This window comes from Enterobacter cloacae complex sp. P42RS (genome assembly GCF_014930595.1).
In the GTDB taxonomy this organism is placed as follows: domain Bacteria; phylum Pseudomonadota; class Gammaproteobacteria; order Enterobacterales; family Enterobacteriaceae; genus Enterobacter; species Enterobacter bugandensis.
This window is the reverse complement of record NZ_JADBRK010000006.1, coordinates 17,059-36,441: the sequence shown is the minus strand read 5'-3', so window position 1 is coordinate 36,441 and position 19,383 is coordinate 17,059. Positions and strand designations below refer to the sequence as shown.

The following is a 19,383-nucleotide window of genomic DNA, read 5'->3' as shown; positions in this document are numbered from 1 at the left end:
ACTCTGCTCACAGGTTGACGCTGCGCGCCGGTGTAATGGCGCCGTAGTCATTCACGCTCTGCCAGGAGAGCGTACCGCCGGCCCCGGCGGGCAGCACCTGCTGAGCCGAGTTTTTCGGCGCGACCATCAGGTTTTCCAGCGTCTGACCGCCCAGCTTCAGGTTGACCAGAGTGATGTAATAGGGCGAGGCGTTGCTGACTTTGAGATGGTTCCCCACGCGCTCAAAGCGCAGCTGGGAAAGCGCCTCATCCGGCTGCATCGCCAGGTTATTCGGGCGCACAAACAGCTTGATGCGCGAAAGGATCGCCAGCTGCAGCACGTTATTATTTTCCGTTTTCGCTTTGTTCACTGACGGGATCGCCTTCACGTTCATGTAAAAGAGCGATTCGCGATCGGCGGGCAGCGCGGGCCCGGCGTAAATAATACGCAGCGTGTTTTCGCTGTCCGGCTCGCTAACGAACAGCGGCGGCGTGACGGCAAAGGTTTTTTCCTTTTGCCCGCTGGCATTTTCGATCCACGCGTTAATTAAGTAGCGTTCTTGTTTATTGCTGTTGGTGATCGCCAGCGACGTTTGCTTCGCATCCGCCGGATAAATAACGCGCGTGGCCCCCAGCGCAATACCGCCGGAAGCATTCGCGCAAGCAGAAACCATCATTAAAATAAACGATAAAAACAGTCCTGGTTTAATTAGCATATTCATCAAAACCGTACCTTTAATAATGTGTTCGCAGGTGTTATGGATAAATCAACGTAAACCAGACATCCGACTGAATATTGCCTGGCACGAGGTGTTCGGAAATAGCGCGATAGCGGGCGCTAAAATGAAATGCGAGCTCGCTGGTATTCACGGGCAACCAGCTGACGGCCGTCGCATTCGGGATAATCTGACGCTGCTGCTCATCAAAAAGCGCCAGCCCTACGCCGCTGCTGACAGGCGTTTCACCTGGCCGCGATGTCGCCAGAAAAACCTGCGGATCTTCCGCGGGCGTCACGCCCTGAAACTGGATCCCCACGATGCGGGAGACATCCACGCTGCAGTCCAGCAGCCGCACGGTGAACGGCACATTAACCGTTGAAAAGCTGCCCACACCGGAAAATGAATTGGTTCGGTACTGCCCCATGTCGATGCGCATATTCTGGCTGTCGGGCGCCACGGCGCAGCCGCCGTTTACCAGCTCCCCACGAAGATGCACCTTGCCGCCTTCGATCACCACGGTATGCGCCGATGCCGGGCAGGCCATCGCAAGGGTTAACAGCAGTAGTGTTCCAGTCCTTGTCATCCTTCGTTCCTGGCAGTAGCGTATGACGGGCCTCGTCCCTGAGGCCTGAACATCCCTGTGCGAGGGTATTATTCGTATTTCATTACGAAGGTGGCGTCAGCGTTCGCCTGGCCTGGCTCGGTGGTTGCAGCCGTTGATTTGTAGCGCGCGGTGAATTGCAGGGTGTTAGTCCCTTTAATCAGGTCTTTCGCGGCAGAGAAGGTGGCACCGTCCGGGGTCAGCACGCTGGATTTGCTGTCGAGGATCTCGATACCCACGCCTTTCGCGGTGTTGTCGTTATTACCGGACGTCACGGCCAGCAGGGTTTTGTCGGTCGCGTCGATCTGGCCGGTGAAAGCAACGGCAGCGGTTTTCGCAACCAGCGGATCGCAGTCATTCAGTTCAATGTTGAACGGAATATTAGAGGTGGTGTCGCCCACTTTGGTGAATTTCGCGGTACGATACTGACCGAGATTAACCGTCTGCTCGGAAGAATCGGTATTTACTGAACAAGCAGCATTAACCAGTTCACCTTTAAAATGCACGGTACCGCCATTTACGGTAACCGGCGTAACGGGATCGGCTGCATTAGCGGCACCCGCGACCAGGGCCAGTGTTGCAATAACAGAAGAAGCAATGTTGCTGAGTTTCATGTCTATTCCTTTAAAATGTAAATAACCCTTCCCGCGAAAAATCGGGAATAAGAAATACGTTCAATTGCATAATTGAAAACTTATTTCGGAGGAGACAAAGTAGCTCAGGATGTAATTTTTAAATATGTCAAAACACTGCCATTTCGCCAGGTCACATCCTAATCCCGTCTAAGAAATTGACCATCCCTTAAGAAGGGTTTTTACGCCTCACGGATGAAAACTCGTAAAGGGTGACTGACAGCGGCGCTCGCTTCTGACAAAATACAGGCAATCCCCCCTTCAAACGTTACAGACGGAATCTTCTCTCTGATGGCAGCAAAGATTATTGACGGTAAAACGATTGCGCAGCAGGTGCGCTCTGAGGTCGCGGAAAAAGTGAAGGCGCGTAAAGCCGCCGGAAAACGCGCTCCCGGGCTGGCCGTTGTGCTGGTTGGCAGCAACCCGGCATCACAGATTTATGTCGGCAGCAAACGCAAAGCGTGTGAAGAGGTGGGGTTCGTCTCCCGCTCTTACGATTTGCCGGAAACCACCAGCGAAGCGGAACTGCTGGAACTTATTGACACCCTGAATGCCGATAAAGAGATCGACGGCATTCTGGTTCAGCTGCCGCTGCCTGCGGGCATCGACAACGTGAAGGTACTGGAGCGTATCGCGCCGGATAAAGACGTCGACGGTTTCCATCCGTACAACGTAGGCCGCCTGTGCCAGCGCGCGCCGCGTCTGCGCCCGTGCACCCCGCGCGGCATCGTGACGCTGCTGGAGCGTTATAACATCGACACCTACGGCCTGAACGCCGTGGTCATCGGCGCGTCCAATATCGTGGGCCGTCCGATGAGCATGGAGCTGCTGCTGGCCGGCTGCACCACCACCGTGACCCACCGCTTTACCAAAAACTTGCGTCACCACGTTGAAAACGCCGATCTGCTGATCGTCGCGGTCGGCAAGCCGGGCTTTATTCCGGGCGAGTGGATCAAAGAGGGCGCGATTGTCGTGGACGTCGGGATTAACCGTCTGGAAAACGGCAAAGTAGTCGGCGACGTGGTGTACGAAGATGCGGCGGCTCGCGCCTCTTACATTACGCCAGTGCCGGGCGGCGTTGGCCCGATGACTGTAGCAACGCTGATTCAGAATACTTTGCAGGCATGCGAAGAGTACCACGATGTAGAGGAAGCATAAGATGGCCACATTTTCATTAGGCAAACACCCGCACGTTGAGTTGTGCGATCTGCTCAAGCTCGAAGGCTGGAGCGAAAGCGGCGCGCAGGCGAAAATCGTTATCGCCGACGGACAGGTGAAAGTAGACGGCGTGGTGGAAACCCGCAAGCGCTGCAAGATTGTCGCCGGCCAGACCGTGAGTTTTGAAGGGCAGAGCGTGACCGTGACGGCGTAAGCCGTTTGTTGCCCGGTGGCGCTGCGCTTACCGGGCCTACGTACTGTCTCCGTTTGTAGGCCGGGTAAGGCGAAGCCGCCACCCGGCAATTTCTATCTCTATCCCCTCACACCCATCACGGTTATTTATCGATCAACTTCAAATAATCACTATTTCATCTGTTGAAAGGTGAGATTTCAGTTGCGCGTTTTTCACTCTTTCCCCACGATAAGTAGAACGTTCTACTAAAACGTTCTACTTACAATAACAGCGCTTAAAAAGCGCTACTCGGGGGAAATCAGCATGAGTCTGATATCAGGATTTGTTAAATCGCTGTCTAAGTTATCGATGATTGGTCGCGCCTTAATGCTGCCAATTTCACTGCTTCCCGCTGCGGGCCTCCTGCTGGCCTTCGGCGATAAGTTCCACCTGCCGCTGATGATGAACGCCGGCGGGGTTATCTTTGATAACCTGCCGATGCTGTTTGCCATCGGCTCTGCTGTCGGTCTGGCCTCGGAATCCGGCATTGCAGCGCTCTCGGCGGCGGTGTCGGTGTTTGTCACCAACATCACCATCAGCACCGTGCTGAGCATTACGCCGGAAATGGCCTCACAGGGCGGAAAATATGCCATGGTGGTCGGCATCCCGACGCTGCAGATGGGCGTCTTCGGCGGGCTTATCTGCGGCATTCTCGCAGCCTGGTGCTACAACCGCTTCCACACCATGCAGCTGCCGGAGTTCCTCGGCTTCTTCTCCGGGAAGCGCTTTGTGGCGATCGCCACGGCGTTCCTCTCTTTCCTGATGGGGCTGCTGCTACCGTACGTCTGGCAGCATATTCAGGCCGGTATCGACGCGCTCTCCGTGATCGTAAACGGTGATAACCAGGCGGCATCAACCTTTATCTTCGGGCTGGTGGAGCGCGCGCTGATCCCGCTCGGCCTGCACCACATCTGGTATCCGTCCTTCTGGTATTCGTTCGGGGATTACACCACCCAGGCGGGCCAGGTGATCCACGGCGACCAGACCATCTGGTTCAAAATGCTCGAAGAGGGGGTGAAATCCTTCAGCAGCGACACCTACCAGAACGCCGGTAAGTTCATGCAGGGCGAGTTCCCGCTGATGCTGTTCGCGCTGCCCGCGGCATGCCTGGCGATGTACCACGAAGCGCATACGAAGAATAAGAAAATCGCGGCCGGTATTCTCTTCTCCGCTGCCCTCACCTGCTTCCTGACGGGGATCACCGAGCCGGTAGAGTTCACCTTTATCTTCGTGGCGCCGATTCTGTACGTCTTCAACGCCATCATGGCGGGCCTGGCGTACATGACCATGTACCTGCTGCACGCGCATATCGCCAAATCGTTCTCGGCGGGCTTTATCGACTACCTGTCGTTCGGGATCCTGCCGTCGTTTAACGGCTATCAGACCAACTTCCTGAGTGCCATTATCATCGGCATTCCGATGGCGCTGATTTACTACTTCACGTTCCGCTTCGTGATCCGTCGTTTCGACGTGAAAACGCCGGGCCGTACGGAGGTGACCGCCAGCGCGAATGACAAGTCCGATTCCGAACTTGCCACCGAAATCATCGGCCTGCTGGGCGGCGCGCAGAACATTGACTCCGTCGGCTCCTGCATCACCCGCCTGCGTCTGGAAGTGGCGAAGAGCGATGCGGTGGACAGGGACGGACTGAACGGGCTCGGCGCGCGCGGCGTGGTCTTCGTCGGCGACAACGGGATCCAGGTGATTTTCGGTGCCAGAGCACAGTTTATCGCCCAGACCATGTCCACCATGATCGGCAAATAATAAGATGCCTGAACGACACGTCTCCTGTACGCTGGGAGACGTGTCTTATCCGGCTGATAATCGGTAAATTTCAGGGAGCGGTTTTGAAGAAAGTCAGCATCATTGATGTCGCAAAGCACGCGGGCGTCTCGGTCTCTACCGTGTCGCTGGTGCTACGTCAGAAAGGGAAAATCTCAGAGGCGACGATCGAGAAGGTCAATGCCGCCATCACGACGCTGGGCTATGTTCATAACGTTGCCGCTGCCAACCTCCGCGCCAACACCTCCAATCTTATCGGCCTGATCCTGCGCGACTTCAGCGACAGCTTTTCCATCAAGGTGATGGCGAGCATCGTTCAGGAGCTGGAGAAGCAGGGTTATATGGTGTTTCTCGGCCAGCCGCTGAACGACCAGGAACATCTGGAACGGACCCTGCTGTCGTTTAAGCAGCAGGGCGTCGCGGGCGTTATTTATCTGGCGTCTGACACCCGTAACGACGCTTTACCGGAGCAGATCCGCCAGTGCCCGCTGCCGCTGGTGGCGGTCTCGCAGTCTCTGCTGGACGAAAAATGCAATCTGGTCATGCGCGATAATCGCCAGGCGGCGAATCTGGCCGCACGCTATCTTATCGAACGCGGACACCGCACGATCGCCTACATTGGCGGACGCGAGGGCTGTCTTATCCGCGAGCAGCGCCTGCTCGGCTTTCGCAGCGCGATGACGCAAAACGGGCTGGTCTGGCGCGATGATTATTCACCGGCCTGCAGCGACGACACCCAGGCCGCCGCGATGGCAACGCGCCAGCTGCTGGAGAAAAACAGCTCCATCACCGCCCTGCTTTGCCACTCCCCGGATGCGATGATCGGCTCCATTTCCGGCATTCATCAGGTGGGCCGCACCGTGGGGAAAGACGTGTTCCTGACCCAGCAGGTGGCGCTGATCGGTTTTGAAGATATGCTTCACGTCAACCTCACCTCCCCTTCCTTCACCTACGTCTCCTCGGCCAGCGATGAAACCGGACGACAGGCGGCGGGGCTGATTATCCGCAAGCTGAAGGAGCCGGATCTGCAAACCCAGCGCATTACGCTGTCCGGGCAGCTTATCGCCCGCGAGTCGGCGTAAAATCAGAATTTGACACAGGTTTGCTGCAGCGAATTCGCTGCTATATTGCTGTGATTTGCCATGGATAATTGCAATGCCTACCGTTATCACTCACGCTGCTGTTCCCCTTTGCCTGGGCTTAGGTCTGGGAACGAAAGTCATCCCTCCCCGCCTGCTGTTTGCCGGGATCGTGCTCGCCATGCTGCCGGACGCCGACGTGCTGGCGTTCAAATTCGGCGTCGCCTACGGGAATATTTTCGGCCACCGCGGCTTTACCCATTCGCTGCTGTTTGCCTTTGCGGTACCGATACTCTGCGTGCTGATTGGCCGACGATGGTTCCGGGCCAGCCTGACGCGCTGCTGGCTGTTCTTAACCGTTTCACTGCTGTCGCACAGCCTGCTGGATTCCGTTACCACCGGCGGAAAAGGCGTCGGCTGGCTGTGGCCGTGGTCAGACGAGCGCTTCTTTGCGCCGTGGCAGGTGATTAAGGTCGCGCCGTTTGCGCTGTCGCGCTACGCCACGCCGTACGGGCATGAGGTCATTACCTCGGAACTGCTGTGGGTGTGGCTGCCGGGGGTGGTGCTGATGGGGATGTTGTGGTGGAAAAGAAGGTAAAAAAAGCCGGGTGGCGGCTGCGCCTTACCCGGCCTACTTTTACCCGTAGGCCCGGTAAGCGTTAGCGCCACCGGGCGTTACAGACTTACTTACGACGCCAGGTCGTCCCCTGCGGGCCGTCTTCCAGAATGATGCCCATCTCGGTCAGACGGTTACGCGCCGCATCCGCCGCCGCCCAGTCTTTGGCCTGACGCGCTTCCAGACGCGCTTTAATCAGCGCTTCAATCTCCGCCACTTCACCGTCGTCCGCCTGCGCACCGCTCTGCAGGAACGCGTCCGGCTCCTGCTCCAGCAGGCCGAGCACGGAAGAGAGCTTACGCAGATGAGATGCCAGCGCATTCGCCGCCGCCATGTCCTCTGACTTCAGGCGGTTCACTTCGCGCGCCATGTCGAACAGTACGGAGTAGGCTTCCGGGGTGTTGAAGTCATCGTTCATCACCTCAACGAAGCGCGCTTCGAACGCTTCGCCGCCCGCCGCAGGCACAGATTTATCGGTGCCACGCAGCGCGGTGTACAGACGCTCCAGCGCCGAGCGCGCCTGCTTCAGGTTCTCTTCGCTGTAGTTCAGCTGGCTACGATAGTGGCCAGACATCAGGAAGTAGCGCACGGTTTCCGCATCGTAATACTTCAGCACGTCGCGCACGGTGAAGAAGTTGCCCAGCGATTTCGACATCTTCTCGCGGTCAACCATCACCATCCCGGAGTGCATCCAGTAGTTAACGTACTCGCCGCCGTGGGCGCAGGTGGACTGCGCAATTTCGTTTTCGTGGTGCGGGAACATCAGATCCGAACCGCCGCCGTGAATGTCGAAATGGTTGCCCAGCTGCTTGCAGTTCATCGCTGAACATTCAATGTGCCAGCCCGGACGGCCTTCGCCCCACGGGGATGGCCAGCTTGGTTCACCCTCTTTGGACATTTTCCACAGCACGAAGTCCATCGGGTTACGCTTCACGTCCACCACGTCCACGCGCGCGCCGGCCTGCAGCTGGTCCAGGTCCTGACGGGAAAGCGCGCCGTAGGTTGGATCCGTCGGCACGGAGAACATCACGTCGCCGTTTTCCGCTACGTACGCATGACCGCGTTCGATCAGCTTTTCGGTGATCTCGATAATTTCGTGGATATGGTGGGTCGCACGCGGCTCGCTGTCCGGACGCAGAATATTGAGGGCGTCAAAATCTTTGTGCATCTCAACAATCATGCGATCCACCAGCGCAACAAAGCTTTCGCCGTTTTCATTAGCGCGCTTGATGATTTTGTCGTCGATGTCGGTGATGTTACGCACGTACTTCAGGTTATAGCCCAGGAAGCGCAGGTAGCGAGAGACCACGTCGAACGCGACAAAGGTGCGGCCATGGCCGATATGACAGAGATCGTAAACCGTAATACCACACACGTACATGCCGACTTCCCCGGCATGGATAGGTTTAAATTCCTCTTTCTGGCGCGTCATTGTATTAAAGATTTTTAACATCGAAGATTCCATGTAAACACGTGTGTGAGTTGTTTGTTCCATATAATACCCATAATTCGGAATAGGATCAGCACACAATGCAAGGTGATCGCGTCCTGTGGTTATGCTATAACAAGCCCCTATATATGACCCGAAGGCGGGTCGACGTACCACAATAACGGAACAGGATGCAAAAATGGTTACTTTCCACACTAATCATGGCGATATCGTAATCAAGACCTTTGATGACAAAGCGCCTGAAACAGTTAAAAACTTCCTGGACTACTGCCGCGAAGGTTTCTACAACAACACTATTTTCCACCGCGTGATCAACGGCTTTATGATCCAGGGCGGCGGTTTCGAGCCTGGCATGCGCCAGAAAGAGACCAAAGAGGCGATCAAAAACGAAGCGAACAACGGCCTGAAAAACACCCGCGGTACGCTGGCAATGGCCCGTACTCAGGCGCCTCACTCTGCCACCGCGCAGTTCTTCATCAACGTAGCGGACAACGACTTCCTGAACTTCTCCGGCGAAAGCCTGCAGGGTTGGGGCTACTGCGTGTTCGCAGAAGTGGTTGAAGGTATGGACGTGGTCGACAAGATCAAAGCCGTCTCTACCGGCCGCAGCGGCATGCACCAGGACGTTCCTAAAGAAGACGTTGTGATTACAAGCGTGACCGTCAGCGAGTAATTCGTGGCGACACTCTTTATTGCGGATCTGCATCTGCAAACAGAAGAACCGGCGATAACCGCCGGTTTTCTGCGTTTTTTACGCGGTGAAGCGAAAAGCGCCGACGCGCTGTACATCCTGGGCGATCTGTTTGAAGCCTGGATTGGCGACGACGATCCTAACCCGCTGCATCGTGAAATGGCTGCCGCCATTAAAACGCTGGTAGATTCTGGCGTCCCCTGCTACTTCATTCACGGCAACCGTGATTTCCTGCTCGGCAAGCGCTATGCCCGCGAAAGCGGTATGACGCTGCTGCCGGAAGAACAGGTGCTCGATCTCTATGGCCGCAAGGTACTCATCATGCACGGCGACACGCTCTGCACCGACGATACCGGCTATCTGGCGTTTCGCGCCAAGGTCCACACCCCGTGGATCCAGAAGGTGTTCCTTGCCCTGCCGCTGTTTATCCGCAACCGCATCGCCGCCAGAATGCGTGCGGGCAGCAAAGCCGCCAACAGCAGCAAATCCCTGACCATCATGGACGTCAACCCGCAAGCTGTGGTGAGCGTGATGGAAAAGCATGGCGTTCAGTGGCTGATCCACGGTCATACCCATCGCCCTGACGTGCATTCTCTGAGCGCCAACGGTGAACCGGCCCATCGCGTGGTATTGGGCGCATGGCATACTGAGGGTTCGATGGTCAAAGTCACTCCCGACGGTGTCGAACTGATCGCTTTTCCGTTTTAACGTTTTCTCGTCGTTTCGCTTGTTTCTCAGCCACGCAACCGTTTTCCTTGCCCGTATAACATGCTATTCTCTGTGCCCTCGAAAGCAGTGTGTTTCGCACCACAGGAGTTTTAAGACGCATGTCTTCCCGCAATAATCCGGCGCGTGTCGCCATCGTGATGGGGTCCAAAAGCGACTGGGCTACCATGCAGTTCGCCGCCGAAATCTTTGAAATCCTGAATGTTCCGCACCACGTTGAAGTGGTTTCCGCACACCGTACGCCGGACAAACTGTTCAGCTTCGCCGAAAACGCCGAAGAGAACGGGTATGAGGTGATTATTGCCGGTGCGGGCGGCGCAGCACATCTGCCGGGCATGATTGCCGCCAAAACGCTGGTGCCGGTTCTGGGCGTCCCAGTTCAAAGCGCCGCGTTAAGCGGTGTCGATAGCCTCTACTCCATCGTCCAGATGCCGCGCGGTATTCCTGTCGGCACGCTGGCAATTGGCAAAGCGGGCGCGGCGAACGCCGCCCTGCTGGCCGCGCAAATTCTTGCAACGCACGACAAAGATTTACACCAACGCCTGGCGGAGTGGCGTAAAGCCCAGACCGACGAGGTGCTGGATAATCCGGACCCGCGGGGTGCGGCATGAAGCAGGTTTGCGTCCTCGGCAACGGCCAGCTGGGCCGCATGCTGCGTCAGGCTGGCGAACCGTTGGGGATTGCCGTCTGGCCCGTCGGGCTGGACGCCGAGCCGGAAGCCGTGCCGTTCCATCAGAGCGTAATCACCGCCGAAATTGAACGCTGGCCGGAAACCGCCCTGACCCGCGAGCTGGCGCGCCATAACGCCTTTGTGAACCGCGACGTGTTCCCGATCATTGCCGACCGTCTGACGCAGAAGCAGCTGTTCGACAAGCTGGGCCTCGCAACCGCCCCGTGGCAGCTGTTGTCTGATAAAAGCGAGTGGAACGACATCTTCGCCATGCTGGGCGAGCTGGCGATTGTGAAGCGCCGCGTGGGTGGCTACGACGGCCGCGGCCAGTGGCGCCTGCGCGCAGGCGACACCGCCGAGCTGCCGGACGACTGCTACGGCGAGTGCATCGTTGAGCAGGGCATCAACTTCAGCGGCGAAGTGTCGCTGGTTGGCGCACGCGGGCACGATGGGCGCACGGTGTTTTACCCGCTGACGCATAACCTGCATCAGGACGGCATTCTGCGCACCAGCGTCGCCTTCCCGCACGCCAATGCCGACCAGCAGGCGCAGGCGGAAGAGATGCTTTCTGCCATCATGCACGAGCTGGACTACGTGGGCGTGATGGCGATGGAGTGCTTCGTCACGCCGTCGGGCCTGCTGGTCAACGAGCTGGCGCCGCGCGTGCACAACAGCGGCCACTGGACGCAAAACGGCGCCTCCATCAGCCAGTTCGAACTGCACCTGCGTGCCATCACCGACCTGCCGCTGCCACAGCCCGTCGTTAACAGCCCGTCGGTGATGATCAACCTGATCGGGACCGATCTGAACTACGACTGGCTGAAGCTGCCGCTGGTGCATCTGCACTGGTATGACAAAGAGGTTCGCGCGGGTCGTAAAGTGGGTCATCTCAACCTGAACGACAGCGATACCGACCGCCTGAGCGCCACCCTGGAGGCGATCGTTCCTCTCCTGCCGCCAGAATACGCGAGCGGAATTGTCTGGGCACAGTCAAAGCTCAAGTAAGACATCTGCGCCGGGGAGTTGACCTTCCCCTTCCCCGGCGTACAATCCCCGCCCATTGCTGCTGAGTTTTCTTCTGGAATCACCATGAACGATGGAACGGACTATCGCGCGATCCTCGCGTCTGATACCCCTTTAATCGACGTTCGCGCGCCGATCGAATTTGCCCAGGGTGCGATGCCCGCCGCACTCAACCTGCCCTTAATGAACGACGACGAGCGTGCCGCCGTCGGTACCTGCTATAAGCGCCAGGGACCCGACGCCGCGCTGGCGCTCGGCCATAGCCTGGTGAGCGGCGAGACGCGGGAGTCGCGCATTAACGCCTGGCGTGAAGCCAGCCTTGCGCACCCCGAGGGCTATCTCTGCTGCGCGCGCGGCGGTCAGCGCTCGCATATCTCTCAGGCCTGGCTGAAAGAGGCTAGCATCGACTACCCGCTGATCCGCGGCGGCTATAAGGCCCTGCGCCAGACGGCAATTCAGGTCACCATTGAGCAGTCGCAAAAGCCGATGGTGCTTATTGGCGGCTGTACCGGCAACGGTAAAACGCTGCTGGTGAAGCAGCACGCGCAGGGCATCGATCTGGAAGGGCTGGCGCACCATCGCGGCTCGTCGTTTGGCCGCACGCTTACGCCGCAGCTTTCCCAGGCGAGCTTTGAGAATCACCTTGCGGTTGAGCTTTTGAAAAAAGACGCCGCGCGCTGGGTGCTGGAGGACGAGGGCCGGATGATTGGCTCCAACCACCTGCCGGAGTGCCTGCGCGACCGCATGGTTGACGCCCCTATCGTTGTCGTCGAAGACCCGTTTGAAACCCGTCTTGAGCGCCTGCGCGAAGAGTATTTTGACCACATGTGGGCGGATTTTACTGCCGCGTACGGTGAGGAGGCGGGCTGGAAGGAGTACAGCGAGTACCTGCACCACGGCCTGTTTGCCATTCGCCGTCGGCTTGGGCTACAGCGTTTTGCGGAATTTACGGCGCTACTGGACGCGGCACTTGCCGAACAACAGCGAACGGGCAGCACCGACGCGCACTTCAGCTGGCTTGTACCGCTGCTGAAGGACTATTACGACCCGATGTACGGCTATCAGCTGGAGAAAAAGGCGGAGAAGATTGTCTATCGCGGGACGTACGGCGAGGTCGCTGACTGGCTTAACCGCTAAAAGAAAGCCGGGTGGAGAGGTAAAAGCAAAACGGCAACCTGGTTGCCGTTTTTAATGTTTGTTCCCTCTCCCGGTGGGAGAGGGTCAGGGTGAGGGCATCAGCCCGCAACCTACAAGACCGCTTAGAAGTCGTAACGCAGACGCACCAGGTTCATGTCGCCCAGGTTGTCGGTGCTGGAGGTGAACACGTGTTCGTAATCCACGCGGAAACCGTAATCCAGCTGGAAGCTGATACCCACGCCGTTGTCGATGCGCTGGTAGTTACGGCCGTTCACGTACTCGATGCGGTCACCCATGAAGTAAGGCTGGATGGATTTCACCGCGTACTGACCGATTGGGAATTTGTACCCTGCGAAGTATTCAATACCCCACGCGTCGCCCGCAAAGTAGTCGTTAACAGACACTTTTTTGGTGATCAGGAAGTTCTGGTACCAGCCGCCGCCAGCGGAGAAGGTCCAGTTGTCCGGCGTCCAGCTCAGCGCAGTACCGACAATATTCTGGTCGTAGGATTTGCTGTCGCCGTTGTCCGGGTTACGCATATCCGCGCGGGTGTAGTTCCACGCAGCGCCCCAGGTCAGATCGGTGGTCAGGTGGTAATCGATACCCAGTGAGCCGCCGCCTTTACGCTTGTAGCGCAGGCCGTTGCCCGGCAGGTATTCGCTGTCTTCAAACAGGTAGGATGCATAGATGTCCGCATCGCCCACGGTTTTCTTATATTTCAGCATCTGGCGTGAACGGTAAGAGCCGTCGTAGTCGCCGTTGATCCCGTTACCCGGCGCCTGGCCGATCATGTCGTAGTCCCAGATATCGGTTTTCGCGCCCACCACATCGTAGTACACGCTGTTCTGCTGGCCGAAGGTCAGCGTACCCCAGGTATCGCTCTTCAGGCCGGTGTAGAGCATACGGCGTGAGGTGTCGTGCGCGCCGTCGGCGTAGTGGTTATCCCAGTTAAACTGCGCCGGAATGTTCACACCAAGCTCGTAGTAGCTGATCCAGCTGATGTCATCGAACAGGTAGTAGTCTGCCGCGAAACGGAAGCGGGTACCGCCGTCAAAGCCGTTACGCTTGTAGCCGTTTTTGCCGTCATCGCCGGTCATGTTCTGGAATTGCGGACGAATGCTGCCGCCAACGGTGAAGTTCAGGCGGCTCAGCGGGTTACCCGCCTGAGGATCCTGCTTAAGTACGGTGATTTCTGCCTGAGATGCAAAAGTAGTCAATGCCACTGCCGCGCCGATCGTTGCCGCCAGCGCTGATTTTTTTATAGTCATTATTTTTCCTTAATAGACACGCTGCTAAATATTTAGCTGGTGAATATTAACCGGAAATTTTCGGGCTGTGTGGGCGGGTTTTTAATGTTTTGTGCTACTAAATGCGTTGGCATTATCGCTTTGTGCTATTTAAGCATTACGCACCGGCATAAAAACCGGTGCGTAATGATTACCATGCCAAATCAATTCACAAACTGCCGGAACAGGGCCTTGCCCTTTAACAATCGCGCCCCGAGCCAGCCCCCGCAGAGGGAGAGCAGCACCGCGCCGCAGAGAGGGAGTACTAGCCAGAGACGCCAGTCAGGCTCCCACGGGAAGTCGAAGACCTTTGTCTGCAGCACCGCCAGCGCCGTCTCCGCGCCAATCGCCGCGACCAGACCCGCCACCAGCCCAAGCAGCGCAAACTCGCTCCAGAGCGTCGCCCGCAGCAGCCGCTTACCCGCGCCGAGCGTGCGGTAGACTATCAGTTCCTGATGACGCTGGCGCATGCCCACCTGCACCTGCGCCAGCAGCAGCAATATGCCGCAGATTGTCACCAGCACCACCATCACCTCCAGCGCGCGGCTCACCTGCTCCAGCACCTGCCCGACCTGTTTGAGGATCGCGCCAATATCCAGCAGGCTCACCGTCGGGAACTCCCGGTTAAGCTGCGTCAGCATGCCGTTGCCGTTTTCCCAGCGGAAGCTGGTCAGCCAGCTCTGCGGCTGCCCGTCCAGCGCGCCCGGCGGGAAGATGAAGAAGAAGTTTGGCCGCAGGCTTTCCCAGTCCACTTTACGGAGGCTGGTGACTTTGGCGGTAAAATCCTGGGTATCACCGGTGAAGGTCACGCTGTCCCCGAGCTTCACGTTCAGGCGCGTCGCCAGTCCCTCTTCCATCGACACCTCTCCCGCTTTCGGCGGCCAGCTACCGGCGGTAATCGGGTTATGGTCGGGACGTTTCTCCTGCCAGGTCAGGTTGAGTTCGCGGTTAAGCGACTCATCCTTGTTCCCCTCGGTTGACTGACCGTTGATCTGCGTCAGACGCGCGCGGACGATGGGATAGAACGACTCGGGGATAATGTGATGCTCCGACAGGAAACCCTTCAGCGGCGTCACCTGTTCCGGTGCGATGTTGATCAGGAAATAGTTCGGGCTTTCCGGCGGAAGCTGCTGCTGCCAGCGATCCAGCAGATCTCCGCGAAGCACGAGAAGCAGCGCCAGCAACATAAACGACAGCGAAAAGGCCGACAGCTGGCTGAGCGTTGACCAGGGCTGATGCAGCAGGCGGTTGACCGCCAGCCGCACAGGCAGGGATTTTACCGTCAGCCTTTTCAGGACGTTGAGCAGTATCCAGCCCAGCACGCCGCACAGCAGCGCCAGTACCACCGCGCCGGCCAGCACGGCCCACAGCAGGGTGCTGCCGCCCATCAGCCAGGCCAGCAGCCCGACCGCAACAGCAATAATCGCCGGAAGATAGAACTTCAGCGGCCAGACGTTCGCCACCACATCATTGCGCAGCACCCGCAGCGGCTGCGTCGCGAGCAGCAGGCGGTACGGGCGCAGCCCCACCAGCACCGAGATCACCGTCATCGCGCCCATCGCCCACAGCCACGGCCAGAGGCTTGCCGGGGGCAAAGCGGCCGGCAGCACCGGTTTCAGCATCACCATCAGCAGTTTTTCAAACAGCAGGCCTATTATTCCGCCGGTGAGCGCAGAGAGGGCCAGCAGCATCAGCCACTGACCGACGATCAGCTTGCGCAGCTGCGCCCGCCCCGCGCCGAGGGTTTTAAGGATCGCCACCAGGTCGTAGCGGCTGCGGCAGTAGTGCCCCATCGCCACGGCAACCGCCGCCACCGCCAGCAGCAGGGTTAACAGCGCCGACAGCAGCAGGAACTGTTGGGAACGTTCGAGGGATTTGCCGAGCGCCCCTTCGTCCTGCTCCAGCCCGTACCAGCGGTGTTCCGGCTTGAGCTGCGGCAGAAGCCATTTTTCATACGCCTCCAGCTGCGCGGGCGTGCCGCCAAACTTGTAGCGCCAGGTGACGCGACTTCCCGGCTGGACGGCGTTGGTTTTCGCGACATCGGCGGTGTTCATCAGCAGGCGCGGCGCGAGCTGGAACGGGTTAAAGCCGGAGTCGGGCTCCTGCACCACTTCCCCGGCGATTTTCAGCGTGGCATCGCCAACGTCAATACTGTCGCCGGGTTTCAGGTTGAGAAGTGCCATCAGGCGCGATGCCAGCAGCACCGTGCCGGGCGTCGGCTTTAGCCCCGGCGGGCTGGTTTGTAATTCCCCGTACATCGGGTAGATGTCGTCCACGGCCTTCACGCTGGCGAGCTGCGGGGTGTCCCCCGCGAAGGTCATGGTCTGGAAAGTGAGCTGCTCCCCCACCTTTAGCCCTTCCTTGCGCGCTTCCTCAATCCAGCCTGGCGGCACAGGACGCGAGCTTTGCAGCGCCCGGTCCCCGGCCATAAATTCGCGGCTCTGCTGGCTGAGCCCTTTTTCCATACGGTCGCTGACGCTGCCGAGCGCCAGCACGCAGGCCACCGCCAGGCTTAACGCCAGCCAGACAATCAGCAGCGAGGGCGAGCGCCATTCGCGCCAGAACCAGCGGGCGATCATGCTTCCTCCTGAAGAATACCGTTCACCAGCCGCAGGCGGCGGTCGCAGCGGGCGGCCAGCTGCGGATCGTGGGTCACGAGGATCAGCGTGGTGCCATGTTCGCGGTTAAGCGAAAACAGCAGATCAGCAATTTTGTCGCCGGTTTTACGGTCAAGGTTGCCGGTGGGTTCATCGGCAAACAGCACTTCCGGGCGGCCATTAAACGCCCGCGCCAGCGCCACGCGCTGCTGCTCGCCGCCGGAAAGCTGTGCCGGAAGATGGTCGAGGCGCTTGCCCAGGCCGAGCTGTTCCAGCAGCGCCTTCGCATGCGTGCGGCTTTCGCGACTCTTTTCGCCGCGCAGCAGCGCCGGGAGCTCGACGTTTTCCAGCGCGTTCAGGGTCGGGATCAGCATAAAAGACTGAAAGACAAAACCGATATGCCGCGCGCGCAGCGCGGCTCGCGCCTCTTCATCAAGCTGGTGCAGCGGTTGCCCGACCAGGTGGACTTCGCCGCTGCTGCCGTCGTCCAGACCGGCCAGAATCGCCAGCAGCGTAGACTTGCCGGAACCGGATTCGCCAATCAGCGCGATGGTTTCGGCGCGTTTGACAACGAGTTCAACTCCGGTAAGGATTGAAAGCTCCTGCTCCCCCTGACCGACGGACTTCTTAAGACGATGAACTTCAACACTGTTTTCCGCTGGCATTTGCCCTTCCTGTTTTTGATGCTGATGACCTTCCGCGCGGCGGCAGCGGACACGTTACTGATTCTTGGCGACAGCCTGAGCGCGGGCTACCGCATGGCGGCCAGCGCGGCCTGGCCGGCTCTGCTCAATGACAAATGGCAAAGCAAGACGACCGTTATCAACGGCAGCATCAGCGGCGATACCTCGCAGCAGGGTCTGTCGCGCCTGCCTGCGCTGCTTAAGCAGCATCAGCCGCGCTGGGTGCTGGTTGAGCTTGGCGGTAATGACGGCCTGCGTGGCTTCCAGCCGCAGCAAACCGAGCAAACGCTGCGCACCATTTTGCGGGACATCAAGGCGGCAAACGCCCAGCCGCTGCTGATGCAAATTCGCCTGCCCGCCAACTACGGTCGTCGGTATAATGAGACCTTTAGCGCGATCTACCCTAAGCTTGCCAAAGAGTTTGATATTCCGCTCCTGCCATTTTTCATGGAAGAGGTCTATCTCAAACCTCAGTGGATGCAGGACGACGGTATCCACCCCAATCGCGATGCGCAGCCGTTTATTGCCGACTGGATGGCAACGCGGCTGGCTCCTTTAGTTAAACATGACTCGTAATTCAGCGGAGTTCCTGACAGGTAAAGTTATGCAAAAATCGGTCTTAATTACAGGATGTTCCAGCGGAATCGGCCTTGAGAGCGCGCTTGAACTAAAGCGCCAGGGATTTAGGGTGCTGGCAGCGTGCCGCAAGCCTGACGATGTCGAGCGCATGAACGGGCTGGGCTTTACCGGCATACAGCTGGATATGGACTCGCCGGAGAGCGTTGAACGCGCCGCCGACGAGGTGATAGCCCTGACCGAAGGCCGTCTGTACGGTCTCTTTAATAATGCCGGTTACGGCGTGTATGGCCCGCTGGATACGCTCTCGCGCGAAACGCTGGAGAAGCAGTTTTCAACCAATTTCTTCGGCGTCCATCAGCTCACCATGCGTCTGCTCCCGGCCATGCTGCCGCACGGCGAAGGGCGCATCGTAATGACATCGTCAGTGATGGGGCTGATTTCCACCCCGGGCCGCGGCGCCTACGCCGCCAGCAAATATGCGCTGGAAGCCTGGTCCGACGCCCTGCGCATGGAGCTGCGCCATAGCGGCATCAAGGTCAGCCTGATTGAACCCGGCCCGATCCGCACCCGCTTTACCGAAAACGTGAACCAGACCCAGGCGGACAAGCCGGTCGAAAACCCCGGCATCGCCGCACGTTTTACCCTCGGGCCAGAGGCGGTGGTTGCCAAAGTGCGCCATGCTTTTGAGAGCGAGCATCCCAAAATGCGCTATCCGGTGACGCTGGTCACCCATGCCGTCGGCTGGTTAAAGCGCCTGCTGCCGGGCAGGATAATGGACAAAATTTTGCACGGCTGAGTTGAAGCGACGACGCTCATCCCCATGTAAAGAGTAAACCGACAAAAGAGAAAGCCGCATGTCCGTACAGAATATCGTCAATATTACAGAAGCAAACCTGCAACAGGTCCTCGAACAGTCGATGGCTAAACCGGTGCTGTTCTACTTCTGGTCTGAGCGCAGCCAGCACTGTCTGCAGCTGACGCCGCTGCTGGAAAACCTTGCCGCGCAGTACAACGGTCAGTTCATTCTGGCGAAACTGGATTGTGACGCCGAACCGATGGTGGCGTCGCAGTTTGGTCTGCGCGCCATTCCAACCGTTTATCTGTTCCAGAACGGCCAGCCTGTCGATGGCTTCCAGGGACCCCAGCCGGAAGAGGCGATTCGCGCCCTGCTGGATAAAGTGCTGCCGCGCGAAGAAGAGCTGAAAGCGCAGGAAGCGATGGCGCTGATGCAGGAAGGCAAATACGACGAGGCGCTGCCGCTGCTGAAAGAGGCGTGGCAGCTGTCGAACCAGAACAGCCAGATCGGCCTGCTGCTGGCGGAAACGCAGATCGCCCTGCACCGTTCAGAAGACGCGGAAGCCGTGCTCAAGACGGTACCAATGCAGGATCAGGATACTCGCTATCAGGGGCTGGTGGCGCAGATTGAGCTGCTAAAGCAGGCGGCGGACACTCCGGAAATTCAGCAGCTGCAGCAGCAGGTGGCCGACAACCCGGGGGATGCCGCGCTGGCAAGCCAGCTGGCGCTCCAGCTGCATCAGGTGGGACGTAACGAAGAGGCGCTGGAGCTGCTGTTCAGCCACCTGCAGAAAGATCTGGCTGCCGCAGACGGTCAGGCGCGCAAGATGTTCCAGGAGATCCTGGCCGCGCTGGGCACCGGAGACGCGCTGGCGTCGAAGTATCGTCGTCAGTTGTACGCGCTGCTCTACTAACAAAAAATGCCCGGTGGCGCTAACGCTTACCGGGC

At 58.5% G+C, this 19,383-nt stretch carries 20 protein-coding genes; 13 read left to right on the top strand and 7 right to left on the bottom strand.

From position 1 onward, the window contains the following. Positions 1-7: 7 nt before the first annotated feature. From fimC to fimA, 3 genes are all read right to left on the bottom strand, one after another. Positions 8-700, bottom strand: a complete 693-nt coding sequence (fimC, locus tag IM314_RS10170; RefSeq protein ID WP_153656296.1) for a type 1 fimbria chaperone FimC — start codon at positions 698-700, stop codon at positions 8-10. A 34-nt stretch (positions 701-734) separates the two neighbouring features. Beyond that, the gene (fimI, locus tag IM314_RS10165; RefSeq protein ID WP_028012227.1) at positions 735-1,280 is read right to left on the bottom strand and encodes a type 1 fimbrial protein subunit FimI; all 546 of its coding nucleotides are present in this window, start codon (positions 1,278-1,280) and stop codon (positions 735-737) included. Positions 1,281-1,348: 68 nt separating this feature from the next. Beyond that, the gene (fimA, locus tag IM314_RS10160) at positions 1,349-1,912 is read right to left on the bottom strand and encodes a type 1 fimbrial major subunit FimA (protein WP_028012226.1); all 564 of its coding nucleotides are present in this window, start codon (positions 1,910-1,912) and stop codon (positions 1,349-1,351) included. A gap of 309 nt (positions 1,913-2,221) precedes the next feature. Between fimA and folD the strand changes: the two genes are divergently transcribed. From folD to IM314_RS10135, 5 genes are all read left to right on the top strand, one after another. Beyond that, a complete protein-coding gene (folD, locus tag IM314_RS10155; protein WP_028012225.1) occupies positions 2,222-3,088 on the top strand; it encodes a bifunctional methylenetetrahydrofolate dehydrogenase/methenyltetrahydrofolate cyclohydrolase FolD in 867 nt (288 codons plus the stop codon). A gap of 1 nt (position 3,089) precedes the next feature. Further along, the gene (ybcJ, locus tag IM314_RS10150; protein ID WP_028012224.1) at positions 3,090-3,302 is read left to right on the top strand and encodes a ribosome-associated protein YbcJ; all 213 of its coding nucleotides are present in this window, start codon (positions 3,090-3,092) and stop codon (positions 3,300-3,302) included. 282 nt (positions 3,303-3,584) lie between these two features. Then, on the top strand, positions 3,585-5,084 hold the full coding sequence (locus IM314_RS10145) for a PTS transporter subunit EIIC (protein ID WP_028012223.1): 1,500 nt from the start codon (positions 3,585-3,587) through the stop codon (positions 5,082-5,084). 83 nt (positions 5,085-5,167) lie between these two features. Continuing rightward, the gene (gene malI / locus IM314_RS10140; RefSeq protein ID WP_048957408.1) at positions 5,168-6,184 is read left to right on the top strand and encodes a Mal regulon transcriptional regulator MalI; all 1,017 of its coding nucleotides are present in this window, start codon (positions 5,168-5,170) and stop codon (positions 6,182-6,184) included. Between the two features lie 73 nt (positions 6,185-6,257). Next, positions 6,258-6,779 (top strand): metal-dependent hydrolase, encoded by a 522-nt coding sequence (locus tag IM314_RS10135; protein WP_041911036.1) that lies wholly within the window; start codon positions 6,258-6,260, stop codon positions 6,777-6,779. 85 nt (positions 6,780-6,864) lie between these two features. On the opposite strand, the gene cysS is transcribed toward IM314_RS10135, so the two are convergent. After that, on the bottom strand, positions 6,865-8,250 hold the full coding sequence (gene cysS / locus IM314_RS10130) for a cysteine--tRNA ligase (RefSeq protein ID WP_041911037.1): 1,386 nt from the start codon (positions 8,248-8,250) through the stop codon (positions 6,865-6,867). A 175-nt stretch (positions 8,251-8,425) separates the two neighbouring features. On the opposite strand from cysS, the gene ppiB reads away from it, so the two are divergent. The 5 genes from ppiB (at position 8,426) to mnmH (ending at position 12,494) form a co-directional block, all read left to right on the top strand. Continuing rightward, positions 8,426-8,920, top strand: a complete 495-nt coding sequence (ppiB, locus tag IM314_RS10125) for a peptidylprolyl isomerase B (RefSeq protein WP_000256009.1) — start codon at positions 8,426-8,428, stop codon at positions 8,918-8,920. A gap of 3 nt (positions 8,921-8,923) precedes the next feature. After that, on the top strand, positions 8,924-9,646 hold the full coding sequence (gene lpxH / locus IM314_RS10120) for a UDP-2,3-diacylglucosamine diphosphatase (protein WP_041911038.1): 723 nt from the start codon (positions 8,924-8,926) through the stop codon (positions 9,644-9,646). Positions 9,647-9,765: 119 nt separating this feature from the next. Next, positions 9,766-10,275 (top strand): 5-(carboxyamino)imidazole ribonucleotide mutase, encoded by a 510-nt coding sequence (gene purE, locus IM314_RS10115; protein ID WP_193359307.1) that lies wholly within the window; start codon positions 9,766-9,768, stop codon positions 10,273-10,275. Further along, positions 10,272-11,339: a 5-(carboxyamino)imidazole ribonucleotide synthase gene (gene purK / locus IM314_RS10110; protein WP_193359306.1), complete on the top strand. Its 1,068-nt coding sequence runs from the start codon at positions 10,272-10,274 to the stop codon at positions 11,337-11,339. Before purE ends, purK begins: the two co-directional genes overlap by 4 nt. An 84-nt stretch (positions 11,340-11,423) precedes the next feature. Continuing rightward, a complete protein-coding gene (gene mnmH / locus IM314_RS10105; protein WP_193359305.1) occupies positions 11,424-12,494 on the top strand; it encodes a tRNA 2-selenouridine(34) synthase MnmH in 1,071 nt (356 codons plus the stop codon). A 122-nt stretch (positions 12,495-12,616) separates the two neighbouring features. Here mnmH and IM314_RS10100 read toward each other — a convergent pair whose 3' ends face one another. From IM314_RS10100 to ybbA, 3 genes are all read right to left on the bottom strand, one after another. Continuing rightward, positions 12,617-13,762, bottom strand: a complete 1,146-nt coding sequence (locus IM314_RS10100) for a porin (RefSeq protein WP_193359304.1) — start codon at positions 13,760-13,762, stop codon at positions 12,617-12,619. Positions 13,763-13,944: 182 nt separating this feature from the next. Further along, complete coding sequence (ybbP, locus tag IM314_RS10095) at positions 13,945-16,359, bottom strand: putative ABC transporter permease subunit YbbP (protein ID WP_059357446.1); 2,415 nt, start codon at positions 16,357-16,359, stop codon at positions 13,945-13,947. Continuing rightward, a complete protein-coding gene (gene ybbA / locus IM314_RS10090; RefSeq protein WP_041912055.1) occupies positions 16,356-17,042 on the bottom strand; it encodes a putative ABC transporter ATP-binding protein YbbA in 687 nt (228 codons plus the stop codon). Before ybbA ends, ybbP begins: the two co-directional genes overlap by 4 nt. On the opposite strand from ybbA, the gene tesA reads away from it, so the two are divergent. The 3 genes from tesA to IM314_RS10075 are packed head-to-tail and all read left to right on the top strand — an operon-like array spanning position 17,013 to position 19,348. Beyond that, a complete protein-coding gene (gene tesA, locus IM314_RS10085) occupies positions 17,013-17,636 on the top strand; it encodes a multifunctional acyl-CoA thioesterase I/protease I/lysophospholipase L1 (RefSeq protein WP_048957352.1) in 624 nt (207 codons plus the stop codon). The genes ybbA and tesA overlap by 30 nt on opposite strands. Further along, on the top strand, positions 17,626-18,435 hold the full coding sequence (locus IM314_RS10080; RefSeq protein ID WP_102863616.1) for an SDR family oxidoreductase: 810 nt from the start codon (positions 17,626-17,628) through the stop codon (positions 18,433-18,435). The genes tesA and IM314_RS10080 overlap by 11 nt, the downstream gene beginning before the upstream one ends. Positions 18,436-18,493: 58 nt before the next feature. Continuing rightward, complete coding sequence (locus IM314_RS10075) at positions 18,494-19,348, top strand: co-chaperone YbbN (RefSeq protein WP_193359303.1); 855 nt, start codon at positions 18,494-18,496, stop codon at positions 19,346-19,348. The last annotated feature ends 35 nt before the right edge of the window (positions 19,349-19,383 follow it).

What these genes read in the sequence shown, in the direction of transcription:
- IM314_RS10100 (WP_193359304.1), bottom strand. Translation starts at nt 13,762, where the DNA reads ATGACTATAAAAAAATCAGCGCTGGCGGCAACGATCGGCGCGGCAGTG.
- IM314_RS10135 (WP_041911036.1), top strand. Translation starts at nt 6,258, where the DNA reads ATGCCTACCGTTATCACTCACGCTGCTGTTCCCCTTTGCCTGGGCTTA.
- mnmH (WP_193359305.1), top strand. Translation starts at nt 11,424, where the DNA reads ATGAACGATGGAACGGACTATCGCGCGATCCTCGCGTCTGATACCCCT.
- fimC (WP_153656296.1), bottom strand. Translation starts at nt 700, where the DNA reads ATGAATATGCTAATTAAACCAGGACTGTTTTTATCGTTTATTTTAATG.
- IM314_RS10145 (WP_028012223.1), top strand. Translation starts at nt 3,585, where the DNA reads ATGAGTCTGATATCAGGATTTGTTAAATCGCTGTCTAAGTTATCGATG.
- ybbA (WP_041912055.1), bottom strand. Translation starts at nt 17,042, where the DNA reads ATGCCAGCGGAAAACAGTGTTGAAGTTCATCGTCTTAAGAAGTCCGTC.
- fimA (WP_028012226.1), bottom strand. Translation starts at nt 1,912, where the DNA reads ATGAAACTCAGCAACATTGCTTCTTCTGTTATTGCAACACTGGCCCTG.
- fimI (WP_028012227.1), bottom strand. Translation starts at nt 1,280, where the DNA reads ATGACAAGGACTGGAACACTACTGCTGTTAACCCTTGCGATGGCCTGC.
- purK (WP_193359306.1), top strand. Translation starts at nt 10,272, where the DNA reads ATGAAGCAGGTTTGCGTCCTCGGCAACGGCCAGCTGGGCCGCATGCTG.
- cysS (WP_041911037.1), bottom strand. Translation starts at nt 8,250, where the DNA reads ATGTTAAAAATCTTTAATACAATGACGCGCCAGAAAGAGGAATTTAAA.
- folD (WP_028012225.1), top strand. Translation starts at nt 2,222, where the DNA reads ATGGCAGCAAAGATTATTGACGGTAAAACGATTGCGCAGCAGGTGCGC.
- purE (WP_193359307.1), top strand. Translation starts at nt 9,766, where the DNA reads ATGTCTTCCCGCAATAATCCGGCGCGTGTCGCCATCGTGATGGGGTCC.
- ybcJ (WP_028012224.1), top strand. Translation starts at nt 3,090, where the DNA reads ATGGCCACATTTTCATTAGGCAAACACCCGCACGTTGAGTTGTGCGAT.
- ybbP (WP_059357446.1), bottom strand. Translation starts at nt 16,359, where the DNA reads ATGATCGCCCGCTGGTTCTGGCGCGAATGGCGCTCGCCCTCGCTGCTG.
- tesA (WP_048957352.1), top strand. Translation starts at nt 17,013, where the DNA reads ATGAACTTCAACACTGTTTTCCGCTGGCATTTGCCCTTCCTGTTTTTG.
- ppiB (WP_000256009.1), top strand. Translation starts at nt 8,426, where the DNA reads ATGGTTACTTTCCACACTAATCATGGCGATATCGTAATCAAGACCTTT.
- IM314_RS10075 (WP_193359303.1), top strand. Translation starts at nt 18,494, where the DNA reads ATGTCCGTACAGAATATCGTCAATATTACAGAAGCAAACCTGCAACAG.
- IM314_RS10080 (WP_102863616.1), top strand. Translation starts at nt 17,626, where the DNA reads ATGACTCGTAATTCAGCGGAGTTCCTGACAGGTAAAGTTATGCAAAAA.